This is a genomic window from Oxalicibacterium sp., assembly GCF_057353965.1.
The window spans coordinates 84,263-100,028 of sequence record NZ_JBMQZD010000005.1; the positions used below are offsets into that span (position 1 = coordinate 84,263).

10 protein-coding genes are annotated in these 15,766 nt (G+C 61.1%); all 10 read left to right on the forward strand.

Annotation, left to right across the window (positions count from 1 at the left end; genetic code table 11):
- Positions 1-11 precede the first annotated feature (11 nt).
- Positions 12-785 (forward strand): ferredoxin--NADP reductase, encoded by a 774-nt coding sequence (locus tag ACO1VH_RS09955; RefSeq protein ID WP_486244313.1) that lies wholly within the window; start codon positions 12-14, stop codon positions 783-785.
- A gap of 145 nt (positions 786-930) precedes the next feature.
- On the forward strand, positions 931-1,680 hold the full coding sequence (locus ACO1VH_RS09960) for an electron transfer flavoprotein subunit beta/FixA family protein (RefSeq protein WP_486244314.1): 750 nt from the start codon (positions 931-933) through the stop codon (positions 1,678-1,680).
- Between the two features lie 48 nt (positions 1,681-1,728).
- Entirely contained in the window at positions 1,729-2,688 is a 960-nt protein-coding gene (locus ACO1VH_RS09965) for an electron transfer flavoprotein subunit alpha/FixB family protein (protein ID WP_486244315.1), read from the forward strand.
- A gap of 69 nt (positions 2,689-2,757) precedes the next feature.
- Complete coding sequence (locus tag ACO1VH_RS09970; protein WP_486244316.1) at positions 2,758-3,507, forward strand: sulfite exporter TauE/SafE family protein; 750 nt, start codon at positions 2,758-2,760, stop codon at positions 3,505-3,507.
- A 151-nt stretch (positions 3,508-3,658) separates the two neighbouring features.
- Positions 3,659-4,999 carry a diguanylate cyclase domain-containing protein gene (locus ACO1VH_RS09975; RefSeq protein ID WP_486244317.1) on the forward strand — a complete coding sequence of 447 codons (1,341 nt, stop codon included), beginning with the start codon at positions 3,659-3,661 and terminating at the stop codon, positions 4,997-4,999.
- A 334-nt stretch (positions 5,000-5,333) separates the two neighbouring features.
- Complete coding sequence (locus ACO1VH_RS09980; RefSeq protein WP_486244318.1) at positions 5,334-7,040, forward strand: putative bifunctional diguanylate cyclase/phosphodiesterase; 1,707 nt, start codon at positions 5,334-5,336, stop codon at positions 7,038-7,040.
- An 18-nt stretch (positions 7,041-7,058) separates the two neighbouring features.
- Positions 7,059-8,555 carry an HDOD domain-containing protein gene (locus ACO1VH_RS09985; protein ID WP_486244319.1) on the forward strand — a complete coding sequence of 499 codons (1,497 nt, stop codon included), beginning with the start codon at positions 7,059-7,061 and terminating at the stop codon, positions 8,553-8,555.
- 70 nt (positions 8,556-8,625) lie between these two features.
- A complete protein-coding gene (locus tag ACO1VH_RS09990) occupies positions 8,626-9,330 on the forward strand; it encodes an REP-associated tyrosine transposase (protein WP_486244320.1) in 705 nt (234 codons plus the stop codon).
- Positions 9,331-9,498: 168 nt separating this feature from the next.
- On the forward strand, positions 9,499-14,187 hold the full coding sequence (locus tag ACO1VH_RS09995; protein WP_486244321.1) for a glutamate synthase-related protein: 4,689 nt from the start codon (positions 9,499-9,501) through the stop codon (positions 14,185-14,187).
- Between the two features lie 75 nt (positions 14,188-14,262).
- Entirely contained in the window at positions 14,263-15,726 is a 1,464-nt protein-coding gene (locus ACO1VH_RS10000; RefSeq protein ID WP_486244322.1) for a glutamate synthase subunit beta, read from the forward strand.
- Positions 15,727-15,766: the final 40 nt, after the last annotated feature.

A 15,766-nucleotide genomic window follows, 5' to 3' on the forward strand; every position in this document is an offset into this window, starting at 1 on the left:
AGGATGCAACGATGAGCAATTTCTATTCTGCAGAAGTATTGTCGGTCTATCACTGGACGGACCGGCTGTTTTCGTTCACCACCACGCGCGAATCGAGTTTCCGCTACCAGAGCGGACAGTTTGCCATGATCGGACTGGATGTCGAAGGCAAGCCGCTGATGCGCGCCTACAGCATGGTCAGCCCGCACTATGACGACCAGCTCGAATTCCTCAGCATCAAGGTGCCGGACGGCCCGCTGACGTCGCGCCTGCAGAACATCCGTGTCGGCGACAGCATTCTCGTCGGTCGCAAGGCGTCCGGCACGCTGCTGTCACAGAACCTGCTGCCCGGTAAACGGCTGTACCTGCTGGGTACCGGCACCGGTCTAGCGCCGTTCATGAGCATCATCCAGGATCCGGACGTCTACGAGAAATTCGAGAAAATCATTCTGGTGCACGGCTGCCGCCATGTGCATGAACTGGCCTATCAGAAGCGCATTCTCGACGAACTGCCGCAGCATGAACTGCTGGGCGAGATGGTGGCCGAGAAGCTGCTCTATTACCCGACCGTGACGCGCGAACCGTTCCGTAATCAGGGTCGCATTCCCGCGCTGCTGGAAAGCGACGCCTTCTTCGCGCAACTAGGCGTACCGGCCTTCGATGCAACTGACGACCGCTTCATGCTGTGCGGCAGTCCGGCGATGCTGAAGGACACGGTCGAGGTGCTGGAAGCGCACGGACTGGCCGAAGGCAACATGAGCCATCCGGGCCACTACGTGATCGAGCGCGCCTTCGTCGACAAGTAGGCCGGTACCTTTTCCCTTTGTTGCAATGAACGAACCGCATCGTGATGCGGCCGGGCGGTGCTTTGCCTGCCGTTCCGGCGCGCGCCGCGATGAAACCAAGTACAACCGACTACAACCGAATGCAACCGAACTGGAAGGAAATACGATGAAAGTACTGGTCCCCGTGAAGCGGGTGGTGGATGCCAACGTCAAGGTCCGCGTGCGGCAGGACGGCAGTGGCGTCGAACTGGCCAACGTGAAGATGGCGATCAATCCGTTCGACGAAATCGCCGTCGAGGAAGCAGTGCGCCTGAAGGAAGCCGGCAAGGCAACCGAAGTGATTGCCGTGTCCTGCGGCACAGCGGCATCGCAGGAAGCGCTGCGCACCGCGCTGGCAATCGGTGCGGATCGCGCGATCCTTATCGAAACGGACGTCGAACTGCAGCCGCTGGCGGTGGCGCGCCTGCTGGCCGCGATCGTCGCGCGCGAGCAGGCGCAACTGGCGATTCTTGGCAAGCAGGCGATCGATGACGACTGCAACCAGACCGGCCAGATGCTGGCGGCACTGCTGGACTGGCCGCAGGCGACGGCAGTATCACAGGTCTTGCCGGGCGAGGACACGGTCGAGGTCGTGCGCGAGATCGATGGCGGCGTCGAACGTCTGGAACTGGCGCTGCCGGCGGTGCTGACCGCGGATCTGCGGCTGAACGAACCGCGTTTCGTCAGCCTGCCGAATCTGATGAAGTCGAAGAAGAAACCGCTAGAGACGCTGCCGGCGGCAGAGCTCAGTGTCGACATCGCGCCGCGCTGGACGACGGTGAAGGTGGCCGAGCCACCGCAGCGTCAGCCCGGCGTGCGCGTAGATGATGCGGCGACGCTGGTCGCACGGCTGCGCGACGAAGCCGGCGTACTGTGACGCCTGTCCGACCGCCACGATGAATCAACGATAAGGAAAGGAAGCCTCATGACGACACTGGTCCTCGCCGAACACGACAACGCAGCGCTGCATCCCGCCACGCTGCATGCCATTACTGCGGCCGCGCAATGCGGCGGCCCGGTTCACGTATTGATTGCCGGCGCCGGCTGCCAGGCCGTGGCGCAGGCGGCAGCCGCGATTGCCGGTGTGGAAAAGGTTTTGTTGGCCGACGCGCCGCATCTGGCCGACCACCTGCCGGAAAACCTCGCCGCGCAACTGCGGGCGCTCGTCACCGGTTATACGCACGTGATCGCGGCTGCCACCGCGCAGGGCAAAAGCGTGCTGCCGCGCGTGGCGGCCACGCTCGACGTCGGGCAGATTTCGGACGTGACGCGCGTGCATGCGCCCGATACCTTCGAGCGTCCTATCTACGCCGGCAACGCGATCGCGACCGTGCGGGCACAGGACACGCCTTGTGTGCTGACGGTACGTACTACCGGCTTCGCACAGGCGGCGAACGGCGGCAATGCCGCCATCGAAACGATCGCCGCGGCGCCGGATGGCGGCAAGGTGCGCCTGCTGTCGCGCGAACTGGCGTGTTCGGCACGGCCGGAACTGACGGCGGCGCGCGTCGTTGTTGCCGGCGGCCGCGGCCTCGGTTCGCAGGAAAACTTCAGGATTCTCGATCCGCTGGCCGACCGCCTCGGCGCGGCCGTCGGCGCCTCGCGCGCCGCCGTCGATGCGGGCTTCGTGCCGAACGATTTGCAGATCGGACAAACCGGCAAGATGGTCGCGCCCGAGCTGTACATCGCCGTCGGCATTTCGGGCGCGATCCAGCATCTGGCCGGCATGACGGATTCGCGGATCATCGTCGCTATCAATCAGGACCCGGATGCGCCCATCTTCGGCGTGGCCGATTACGGACTGGTCGGCGATCTGTTCCATATCGTGCCGGAACTGGTGGCGGCACTCGGTGCGGCGGAGGACAGTCTCGAAAAAGCGGCCTGATTTTCGTTTGTCCTAACTGGTTATAACGAGTTATAATATGAGATTCCTTATGTCCTGACCTGGAGCGCCATGACGACCTACGCCAGCCTGATTCTGATTTCCATCGGCATCGGCACGCTGGTCGGCGCCGCCGGTATCGGCGGCTTCTTCATGGCGCCGGCGCTGGTTCTGCTGACCGGGCTGACGCTGCATCAGGGAATGGCGACGGCATTGTTCACCTTCATCTTCACCGGAGTGGTAGGCGTCGTCTATTTCCATCGGCAGGGTACGATCGACTGGCGTGCGGCGGTGCCGGTCTGTCTGGGTGCAGCCCTGACCGGATTCGGTGGCGCGTGGACCGGTTCGATGCTGAGCGCTGCGATGCTGTCGCTGGTGCTCGGCTCCGTCATCCTGGCGGCCGGCATCTATGCGTTGGCGGCGAAGGGCGGCCAGTATGTGCTGCGGCTGCCGCATGGTGCACGCGGCCGCTGGCTGGCGCTGGCCGGCATCGGTGCGGTGACCGGCTTCCTGTCCGGCCTGACGGGTATCGGCGGTCCGGCGTTGTCGGTGCCGCTGATGGCGCTGTTCGGTTTTTCCATCCTGACTGCGATCGGTGTCGGCCAGGTGCTGCAGATCGTCGGCGCCTTGTCCGGTTCGATCGCGAATCTGCATCTCGGCCAAATCGATTACCAACTGGCCTTCTTCATCACCATCTTCGAAATCGTGGGCGTGCTGCTGGGCGCCTATGTCACCCATCGCGTCAACGAATTCGCCGTCCGGCGCTTCGTCGGCGCGCTCTGCCTGCTGGCGGGCAGTGTCTTCATCGGCCGTGCGCTGTAGCTGCCGCATCGTTGTTGCGCGCGGAATTTTCTTCCGGTGACCATGCCGCCGGGCAGGCGGTGCTTTTATAATGAGGCCGGCTGCAGCGGCAGGCTCGTCGCTGCATTTGCTCCCGGAACGAACATCCTGGCCTTGCATGGCCCTGATTCTCATGGAATCCACATCCGCCGATTTCGCCGGCTTTGCCGACCTGATGCTCGATGCCGTCTGCGTGGTGGATGAGATCGGCCGTTTCGTCTACCTGAGCGCAGCTTGCGAACGCATTTTCGGCTACCGTTCAGACGAATTGATCGGTACGCCGATGATCGAACTGGTGGCGCCCGACGATCGCGAACGGACGCTGAAGGCCGCGTCGGAAATCATGTCCGGCCGCCCAAATCTTCATTTCGAAAATCGCTATGTCCGCAAGGACGGCCGTATTGTCCACATCATGTGGACGGCGCGCTGGTCGGAAAAGGACAGATTGCGTATCGCTGTCGCGCGCGATATCACCGAACGCAAACGCACTGAATCCGTGCAGACGGCGCTTTACATGATTTCCGAAGCGGCGCATGCGGCGGGCGATTTGCCGGAACTAATCGCCCGCTTGCGCGATATCGTCGGTGCGTTGCTGCCATTCGTGTCGTTTGCCGTCGCCGTGTGCGATGAAAAGAGCGGCCGGCTGGCATTTCCCTGCCAAAGAGACAGCGAGCGATTCGATCTGACGATGCCAGCCGTCGAGGCTGCCTGTACCGGGAAGCGCGACGGCATGTCGAGGGGAGTGGAAGTCGTGCATGAGGGGCGCATGCTGGTGGTGTTGTTGCATGCGGAGCGCGGTCCGGTCGGCGTCATGCTGCTGGAAAGCGGCGAACATGGCCTGGCTTATGTGGAACGGGATGGTGAACTGCTGAGTCAGGTCGCCGGCCGCATTGCCGCCGCCATCGAGTGCAAACGCCAGCAGGCGCGTCTGCAGCATACGGCGCAATACGACGAGCTGACCGACCTGCCGAATCGCCGGTTGTTGCACGATCGTCTCGAAACGGCGCTGATCCGTGCGCGGCGCAACTGCGACTGCATGGCATTGCTGTATCTGGATCTGGATTATTTCAAGGACATCAACGACAACTACGGCCATGCGGCCGGCGATGTGCTGCTGCAGGAAGTGGCCGACCGCCTGAAGCGTTGCGTGCGTGATGCCGATACGGTGGCGCGCATCGGCGGCGATGAATTCATCGTGTTGCTGGAAGGGCTGCATGCGCGTGAGGAAGCGGCGCTGGTGGCGGACAAGATACGTGTAGCGTTGCAGCGGCCGGTCAGTGTGAACGCCGATGTGTTGACGGTGTCGCCCAGCATCGGCATTGCGTTCTACCCCGAGCATGGCGAGGAGGCGCAGGCGCTGCTGCGCCATGCCGACGCGGCGATGTATGCGGTCAAGAATGCGGCGAGAAGCCTCGCCGGGAAGTCTGCGAAACGCACGTTGACGGTATCTGACGGACGTTGCCTGCCGAACTGAGATGGTGCGGTTGAACAGGTACGGGAAGCAGTGTGCGCGTGCGTCGTATTCTTGTCACTCACGTTTTTGCATTTTCAGCGTACGTTGCAGGCAGATGAGCGCCCGTATCCGGTAGCGGGCGCATGCTGTCGCACTGGCGGTGCGATTTCGTTTTTTTCATGCAAACTTCCCTATTCTTTTCCCTCGTGCTGCATTAAGATTTGAGACGTTACGTTTACAGATTTTGCATTTCAGGATTGCGAAATTGTTATTCCTGCGAGGTTTCCTCGGTTTGTCATAAAGCGATTTTCTCCACGGCTGAAAAGCCGTTTTCTTCAACCTCCAGCCTTCAAGCATGTCCCCACAACGTAACGACTTATCCGATGTCCGGCTTTCCAGTTTGATGGAAGTGGCTGGCGAGGTCGTGTTGCGGCTCGATTCGCAAGGGGAAATCCGTCATGCAAGCCGGCGTGCTTCCGGTGCCGTTGGTCTGGGCGACGATGCATCGTTGATCGGACTGAATCTGTTCGATCTGGTGCGGCCGTCGGACCGTCATGCGATCGAGGCGGCGCTGCGGCAAGCGGTGGAATCGCGCGATGTCACGCGCGTCAGCGTGCGCCTGATGACGCAGGCCGGCGCGGTCTGGTTCGAACTGGAAATGATCGCGTGCGCGGCGGACGAAGCAAATAAAACAATCGAAATTCTTGTCGTTGGCCGCGACGTGTCGGCACGACATGCGACGGAAGAGCGCCTGCGTCATATCGCGACGCACGACGAGTTGACCGGATTGCCGAATCGCTCGCTGCTGGCCGACCGCTTGCGCATGACGGTTGCGCAGTCACGCCGCAGCAATGCCGGGTTCACGGTGATGGCCCTCGATCTGGACGGTTTCAAGAAGGTCAACGATGCGCTCGGCCATCCGGTCGGTGATGTGCTGTTGCGCGTGGCGGCGGATCGCCTGCGCGCGACCTTGCGCGACGGCGATACGCTGGCACGGGTCGGCGGCGATGAATTCGTCGCGGTGCTGCCGGGCGTGATCGACGAACACGAAATTCACAACATTGCGCGCCGCATGATCGCCGGCATGCAGCTGCCGTTCGAGATCGCTGGCAATACGTTGTATGTCAGCACGTCGATCGGTGCGGCAATCTACCCGATCCATGGCGACGGTGACGTCAAACTGCTGGCGCATGCCGATACGGCGATGTATCGCGCCAAGGAGCTGGGCAAGGCGCGCTGCATTGTCTACAACCAGTTGGCGTTCGACCAGATCGAGCACGACGTGTCGATGGAAGCCGCGATGTTCGAGGCGGTGCGCAATGGCGAATTCCTGCTGCACTATCAGCCCATCGTCGATGCGCATAGCGGCCAGATCATGGGCTTCGAGGCGCTGATGCGCTGGATACGGCCCGACATCGGCCTGGTGTCGCCCGCGCAGTTCATCCCGATGGCTGAGGAAAACGGCCTCATCCATCTACTCGGTGCCTGGGCGCTGAAGGCGGCTTGCGTGCAGTTGAAGCGTTTCGAGGAGGCTGCCGGCCGTCCGCTGTATGTGTCGGTCAACGTCAGCCCGCGCCAGTTCCGCAACGACCAGTTCATCAATACGGTCGACGATGCGATCCGCCTGTCCGGTCTCGACGGTCACCAACTGCTACTGGAAATCACCGAAGGCATCCTGATGGCGGATCCCGAGCATGCGGAACAGCTGCTGACCAGGATCGCCAGCCGCGGTGTGCGCATCGCGATTGACGATTTCGGCACCGGCTATTCGTCGCTGGTTTATTTGAAACGGTTTCCGATCGCTGCATTGAAGATCGACCGCACCTTCATCCGCGATCTGCCGGATTCCGTCAAGGATGCGGCGATCTGCAATGTGGTGCTGAGCCTTGCCAGCCATCTGAGTCTGCTGACGGTGGCGGAAGGCGTGGAGAACGAAGATCAGCTGCGCTTCCTGTCTGCGCAGGGATGTTCACTGATACAGGGGTTTCATACGGGTAGTCCCATGTTGCCGGATGCTGTAATCGAAATACTGAAGGCAGACGCGGAAGCGCTGCAAAACTAGGCAACAAGAATTTGATTCATGAACACACATGACAGCATTGCGCTGAACCCGGAAAAAACGCTCGATCTGCTGTTGACCCGGGTCCGGCAACGCGGTGACCTGCCCGGATTCTCGAAGGTCGTCAGTGCGATCGTCGGTGCCATGCACGGCGAGGACGACCGCGAATTCAGCATGACGCGCACCGTCCTGTCCGATCCGACGCTGACGCAGCGCGTGCTGCGGCTGGCCAATAGCGCCATGTATTCAGCTTTCGGGCAGGGCATCAGCACCGTTTCCAAGGCCGTCATCGTGCTCGGCACGGAAACGATCGGCCATCTGGCTTTGGGATTGAAGCTGATCGACGGCCTGTCGGCTGCTTCGCTGGGCACGTCGGAAACGCGCAACGAGATGGAAAAGGCGGTATTGGCGGGAAAGATCGCGCGCCAGGTGGCGCTGATTTCCGCACGCCGCGATGCCGAAGAAGTGGTCGTCAGTTCCATCCTGCATTCGCTCGGCCGGCTGATGGTTTCCTTTTACCTGCCTGAACATTGGGCGCAGATTTTGCAGGAAGCCGAGGAAAAGCGGCTCTCCAACAACGATGCGGCGCAGGCCGTGCTGGGCCTCAAGCTGGACGAGATCGGTCGGCTGGTCGGCAAACGCTGGGGCTTGCCGAACGGACTGGTTGCCAGCCTGACCGACATGCCGCCGCGCGGCGATCTGACCGAGCCGCTCGAGCACACCGAGTGGCTGGCTGCGGTATCGACGATGTCGACGCACTGCGCCACGGTGCTGTGCGAAGTGGACGATGCGACGATTGCGGACCTGACGGACATCGCCGACGGCTATGCCGGCATGCTGGGGCTGGAGGCGGACGCGATGCTGGTTGCCATCGAAGCCGCGCAGAAGAGTGCCGAGGACGAGACGGCGGATGAGAGCGGCGCCGACGAACCGGAGAAACAGCTGCTGCTGCCGCTGGGGAAGCCGGCCGATTCTGTCGACATCCTGCAGCGCGGCGTGGCCGACATGTGTGGTGAAGTGATGACGTCCAGCACCGGGCAGATGATGACGGTTGCGCTGGAAACCGTTTACCAGGGCCTCGGGCTGAGCCGCGCGATCGCCTTCCTGCGCCATCATGACGAAGGACGTTACGTGGCGCGCATGTGCCTCGGCGAATGCACGGAAGAATTACTGCCGCGGCTGAAGTTCAGCGACGCCTATCAGCCCGATGTGTTCCACGCGTCGCTTGCCAACGACAAGATGATCTATGTCGAGGATGCGCGTGCGCGCGGTTTCGCCAGCAAGCTGCCGCGCTGGTGGCAGAACGAGCTGGGTACGTCGCACAGTTTCGTGATCCTGCCGCTGATGCTGAACTTCCATCCGGTCGGCTTCATTTACGGCGATTGGCATCCGTCGTTGCCGGTCTCGAAGATCGCGCCGGGCGAGGTTGCGCTGCTGGATGAATTGCGCGCCCTGGTCGTCAAGGCGATCGAACAACGTTGCCGCAAGGAACCGGCCTGGGCTTCGGCAATGCGTTGAGTGCCATGATCGCGATAATTGGGGACGGAGTCGTATATGATGATGCGACTCCCGTTTTCACCTTTATCGCATGGCCAGGCTTCCCCGACTTGTCGTTCCCAATCAGCCGCATCACGTGATCCAGCGCGGCAATGACCGCCAGCTGATCTTCCGCGATACGGCCGACTACCTGTTCTTCCTTGACCGTCTGCGCGAAGGATCGCGCCAGTTCAAGGTCGCGATCCACGCCTACGTCCTGATGCCGAACCACCTGCATCTGCTGGTGACACCCTCCGACGAGCAGGGGCTGTCGCGGATGATGCAATGGATGGGGCGGTTGTACGTACCTTATTTCAATCACAAATATCACCGTACCGGCACGCTGTGGCAGGGGCGCTACCGGGCGACCGTGATCGATGCCGAACACTATCTGATGTTGTGCTCACGCTATATCGAGCTGAACCCGGTGCGCGCCGGGCTGGCGCCGTCAGCCGGTGATTATCCATGGTCGAGTTATCAGCATCATGTCGGCATCAAGAACGATCCGGTCATCACCGACCATACGCTGTACTGGTCTTTGGGCAACACGCCGTTCGAGCGGGAAGCGACCTACCGTAGCCAGGTGGAGCAGGGGCTGGACGAGCAGGAAGTCCGCCAACTGAGCGAGGCCACGTTGAAGGGTTGGCCGCTGGGGTCAGACCAGTTCAAGCAGGCACTGGAGCGGCAGACGCAGCGACGCGTACGACCTTCCAGACGCGGTCGGCCGATTCGCAACATGCCCGGCGAAGCCCTGTAATGGTGCAGATTTCTGCTTTTTTCCGCTGTAATCCGATCACTCTGTCCCTTAATAAAACTTGAGTAAAATACTGCTTTATTAAATTTACTCTGACCCCTTTTATTCGGGTTGAATTTGCTATTGCGCTGCACTATTCTTCAGGCTCGTTGAAAAGCAGTGGAGAAGGCAATGCAAGCGCAAGGTTTGTACGATCCGGCTAATGAACATGACGCTTGCGGCGTCGGTTTCGTTGCTCACATCAAGGGGCAGAAAAGCCATTCCATCATTGAGCAGGGTCTGCAGATCCTGAAAAACATCGACCATCGCGGCGCCGTCGGCGCAGACAAGCTGATGGGCGACGGTGCCGGTATCCTGATCCAGATCCCGGATCAGTTCTATCGCGAGGAAATGGCGAAGCAGGGCGTGACGCTGCCGCCGCCTGGCGAATACGGTGTCGGCATGATTTTCCTGCCGAAGGAAAATGCATCGCGCATCGCTTGCGAACAGGAAATCGAACGTACCGTGCTGGCGGAAGGCCAGGTCGTACTCGGCTGGCGCGACGTCGCCGTCGATCGCGAGATGCCGATGTCGCCGACCGTACGCGACAAGGAGCCGGTGATCCGCCAAATCTTCATCGGCCGCGGCCAGGACATCATGGTCACCGATGCGCTGGAGCGCAAGCTGTACGTGATCCGCAAATCGTCCGGCCATGCGATCCAGGCGTTGAACCTGCTGCACGGCAAGGAATTCTTCGTGCCGTCGATGTCGGCGCGTACCGTTGTCTACAAAGGTCTGTTGCTGGCAGACCAGGTCGGCCAATACTATAAAGACCTGCAGGACTCGCGTTGCGTCTCCGCACTGGCGCTGGTGCATCAACGCTTTTCGACCAACACCTTCCCGGAATGGCCGCTGGCCCACCCGTACCGCCTGCTCGCACACAACGGCGAGATCAACACCGTCAAGGGTAACTTCAACTGGATGCGTGCACGCGAAGGCATCATGAAGTCGGCTGTGCTGGGTGACGATCTGCAGAAACTGTTCCCGCTGATCTACGAAGGTCAGTCCGACACGGCCTGCTTCGACAATGCGCTGGAACTGCTGGTGATGGCCGGCTATCCGATTCCGCAGGCGATGATGATGATGATTCCGGAAGCGTGGGAAAACCACACGCTGATGGACGATAACCGTCGTGCCTTCTACGAATACCACGCTGCGATGATGGAACCGTGGGACGGTCCGGCTGCGATGGCCTTCACCGACGGTCGCCACATCGGCGGTACGCTGGACCGTAATGGTCTGCGTCCTGCCCGTTACATCGTCACCGACGACGATCTGGTCGTGATGGCATCCGAGTCCGGCGTGCTGCCGATTCCTGAATCCAAGATCATCAAGAAATGGCGTCTGCAACCGGGCAAGATGTTCCTGATCGATCTGGAAGCCGGCCGCATCATCGACGACAAGGAACTGAAGGATACCTACGCCAACGCGAAGCCGTACAAGCAATGGATTCAATCGGTTCGCATCAAGCTGGACGAACTGAAATCCGAGCCGGTCGAAAAGAACGCGAACACGGCTTCCCTGCTCGATCTGCAGCAGGCATTCGGCTACACGCAGGAAGACCTGAAATTCCTGATGTCGCCGATGGCGGTTGCTGCCGAAGAGGCAACGGGTTCGATGGGCAACGACTCGCCGCTGGCCGTCATGTCCAACAAGAACAAGACGCTGTACAACTACTTCAAGCAGTTGTTCGCGCAGGTCACGAACCCGCCGATCGATCCGATCCGCGAAGCGATCGTGATGTCGCTGGTGTCGTTCATCGGTCCGAAGCCGAACCTGCTCGATACCAACAACATCAACCCGCCGATGCGTCTCGAAGTGTCGCAGCCGGTGCTCGATTACGCCGACATGGCGAAGCTGCGCAACATCGGCGCGCATACCGGCGGCAAGTTCAAGTCCTTCGAACTGAACATCTGCTATCCGACCGCATGGGGCAAGGAGGGTATCGAAGCGCGCCTGGCATCGCTGTGCGCGAAAGCCGTCGATGCGGTCAACTCCGGCCACAACATCCTGATCGTCTCCGACCGTAAAGTCGGCGCGGATCAGGTCGCGATCCCGGCATTGCTGGCAACGTCGGCCATCCACCTGCACCTGGTCAGCAAGGGCCTGCGCACGTCGACCGGTCTGGTCGTCGAAACCGGTTCCGCGCGCGAGACGCATCACTTCGCATTGCTGGCGGGCTACGGCGCCGAAGCGATCCATCCGTACCTCGCGATGGATACACTGGCCGAAATGTCGAAGGATCTGCCGGGCGAACTGTCGCCCGAGAAGACCATCGCCAACTTCCAGAAGGCAGTCGGCAAGGGCCTGATGAAGGTCATGTCGAAGATGGGCATCTCGACCTACATGTCGTACTGCGGCGCGCAAATCTTCGAAGCCATCGGCCTGAATAAATCGCTGGTCGACAAATACTTCAAGGGTACGTCGTCGAACGTCGAAGGTATCGGCGTGTTTGAAGTGGCTGAGGAAGCGCTGCGCCTGCATCGCCTCGCATTCAGCAACGATCCGGTGCTGGCCAATGCGCTGGACGCCGGCGGCGAGTACGCCTACCGCGTGCGTGGCGAAGAGCACATGTGGACGCCGGATGCGATTGCGAAGCTGCAGCATTCGTCGCGCGCCAACAACTTCAACACCTACAAGGAATACGCGCAGATCATCAACGATCAGTCCAAGCGTCACATGACGCTGCGCGGCCTGTTCGAATTCAAGGTCGATCCGTCTGCCGCGATTCCGCTGGATGAAGTCGAGCCGGCGAAGGAAATCGTCAAGCGTTTCGCCACCGGCGCAATGTCGCTCGGCTCGATCTCGACCGAAGCACATGCCACGCTGGCCATCGCGATGAACCGCATCGGCGGCAAGTCGAACACCGGCGAAGGCGGCGAAGATACGCGCCGTTATCGTCCTGAGCTGCGCGGCATCCCGATCAAGGATGCAACGACGCTGGCGGCCGTGATCGGCAAGGATGTCGTCGAAGTCGACCTGCCGTTGCTGCCGGGCGATTCGCTGCGTTCGAAGATCAAGCAGGTCGCATCTGGCCGTTTCGGCGTGACCACCGAATACCTGACGTCGGCCGAGCAGATCCAGATCAAGATGGCGCAAGGCGCGAAGCCGGGCGAAGGCGGTCAGCTGCCGGGTCACAAGGTGTCGGACTACATCGCACACCTGCGCTTCTCGGTGCCGGGCGTCGGCCTGATTTCGCCGCCGCCGCACCATGACATCTATTCGATCGAAGATCTGGCACAGCTGATCCACGATCTGAAGAACGTCAACCCGACCGCATCGATCTCGGTCAAGCTGGTGTCGGAAGTCGGTGTCGGTACCGTTGCAACGGGCGTCGCCAAGGCGAAGGCCGATCACGTCGTGATCGCCGGCCATGACGGCGGCACCGGCGCATCGCCGCTGTCGTCGGTCAAGCATGCCGGCTCGCCGTGGGAACTCGGTCTGGCCGAAACGCAGCAGACGCTGATCCTGAACGGCCTGCGTACGCGTATCCGCGTGCAAGCCGACGGCCAGATGAAGACCGGTCGCGACGTCGTCATCGCCGGTCTGCTGGGCGCGGATGAAATGGGCTTCTCGACCGCACCGCTGGTCGCTGAAGGCTGCATCATGATGCGCAAGTGCCATCTGAACACCTGTCCGGTCGGCGTTGCGACGCAAGACCCTGTGCTGCGCGCGAAGTTTGCCGGCAAACCGGAACATGTCGTGAACTACTTCTTCTTCGTCGCTGAAGAAGCACGTCAGATCATGGCGCAGCTGGGCATCCGCAAGTTCGACGACCTTATCGGCCGTTCCGATCTGTTGGACAAGGCCAAGGCGATCACGCACTGGAAGGCGAAAGGTCTGGACTTCAGCCGCATGTTCTATCAGCCTGCCGTCGCCGAAGGCGAAGCGCGTTATCACGTCGAAGAGCAGGACCACAACCTGATCAAGGCGCTCGACCACAAGCTGATCGCACAGGCGAAAGCTGCAATCGACAACGGCGAAAAAGTCTCGTTCATCTCGCCGGTCATCAACGTCAACCGTACGGTCGGCGCGATGCTGTCGGGCGTGGTGGCGAAGAAATACGGTCACGAAGGCTTGCCTGACGACACGATCCACATTCAGCTGCAAGGCACCGCAGGCCAGTCGGCCGGCGCCTTCCTCGCGCACGGCATCACGCTGGATCTGGTCGGCGAAGGCAACGACTACGTCGGCAAGGGCTTGTCGGGCGGCCGCATCATCGTGCGTCCGAACACCGAGTTCCGTGGCCGTGCCGTCGAGAACATCATCATCGGCAACACCGTGCTGTTCGGTGCCGTCGCTGGTGAAGCGTTCTTCAACGGCGTTGCGGGCGAACGTTTCGCGGTGCGTAACTCCGGCGCGATCGCCGTCGTCGAAGGTACCGGTGACCACGGTTGCGAATACATGACCGGTGGCACCGTCGTCGTGCTGGGCGACACCGGACGCAACTTTGCAGCCGGCATGTCGGGCGGTATCGCTTACGTCTACGATCCGAACGGCGAATTCCCTGCCAAGTGCAACATGGCGATGGTGGCGCTGGAATCGCTGCAGGCGCATGACGAGCAGGCGAAGGGCGAGCGCGCAACCTGGCACAGCACCAAGCGTGGTGGCGAAGCGCAGACCGACGAAGCGATCCTGAAGTCGCTGATCGAGCGCCACTTCAAGTACACGGGCAGTTCGCGTGCACGTGCACTGCTGGATGAGTGGAGTGTCGCACGCACCAAATTCGTCAAGGTGTTCCCGTCCGAATACAAGCGCGCACTGACTGAAATACATGCACGCAAGGTCGACGAAGCATCCAACACCACCGTGACGGCTTAAGCTCCGCAACTCCGCATTGATGTGATCGGGCCGGTTTCGGCCGGCCCGAAAGAATGGTTTTAGAAGGCGAAAAACATGGGAAAGATCACCGGCTTCATGGAATATCAGCGCTTGCAGGAAGCAAGCGAAGAGCCGCAAAAACGTTTGAAGCACTACAAGGAATTCACGCTGCATCTGAACGATGCCGACGCGAAGATCCAGGGCGCACGCTGCATGGACTGCGGCATTCCGTTCTGCAATAACGGCTGCCCGGTCAACAACATCATCCCCGACTGGAACGATCTGGTGTTCCACGGCGATTACAAGACGGCGCTCGATACGCTGCATTCGACGAACAACTTCCCGGAATTTACCGGCCGTATCTGCCCGGCACCGTGCGAGGCTGCCTGCACGCTGGGCATCAATGAAGAACCGGTCGGCATCAAGTCGATCGAACACTTCATCATCGACAAGGGCTGGGAAAACGGTTGGGTCAAACCGCAACCGGCAGCCGTCAAGACCGGCAAGAAGGTTGCCGTCGTCGGAGCAGGCCCTGCAGGCATGGCGGCAGCGCAGCAACTGGCGCGCGTCGGCCACGATGTGACCGTGTTTGAGAAGAACGACCGCGTCGGCGGCCTGCTGCGTTACGGCATCCCCGACTTCAAGATGGAAAAGTCGCACATCGATCTGCGCGTCAAGCAGATGGAAGCCGAAGGCGTGACCTTCCGTACCGGTGTGCTGGTCGGCAAGGACTTCCCGGCAAACATCCTGAACTGGTCGAAGGAAACGGTTTCGCCGGACCAGTTGAAGAAGGACTTCGACGCCGTGGTCATCACCGGCGGCGCCGAGCAACCGCGCGATCTGCCGGTACCGGGACGCGAGCTGAAAGGCGTGCATTTCGCGATGGAATTCCTGGGCCCGCAAAACAAGGTCAACGCAGGCGACAAGGTCAAGGACCAGATCATGGCGACCGACAAGCACGTCATCGTGATCGGTGGCGGCGACACGGGTTCCGACTGCGTCGGCACGTCGAACCGTCACGGTGCAGCATCGGTTTCGCAGTTCGAACTGCTGCCGCAGCCGCCGGAAGCCGAAAACAAGCCGCTGGTGTGGCCGTACTGGCCGACCAAGCTGCGCACGTCGTCGTCGCACGAAGAAGGTTGCGAGCGCGACTGGGCTGTCGCTACCAAGCGTCTGGAAGGCAAGAACGGCAAGGTCGAGAAGCTGATCGCCGCACGCGTCGAATGGAAAGACGGCAAGATGGTCGAAGTGCCGGATTCCGAATTCGAAATGAAGGCTGATCTGGTACTGCTGGCGATGGGCTTCGTGTCGCCGGTGCAAAGCGTGCTGGATGCCTTTGGTGTCGAGAAGGATGCACGCGGCAACGCGAAGGCGACGACGGATGGTGAAGGCTGCTATCGCACGTCGGTGGACAAGGTGTTCGCCGCCGGCGACATGCGTCGTGGCCAGTCGCTGGTGGTCTGGGCGATCCGTGAAGGACGCCAGTGCGCACGCGAGGTTGACGCCTTCCTGATGGGTGAATCTGTCTTGCCACGGTAATGGATCGCCCGGCTGCGGCTTGCAAGCCGCAGCAGCGCTC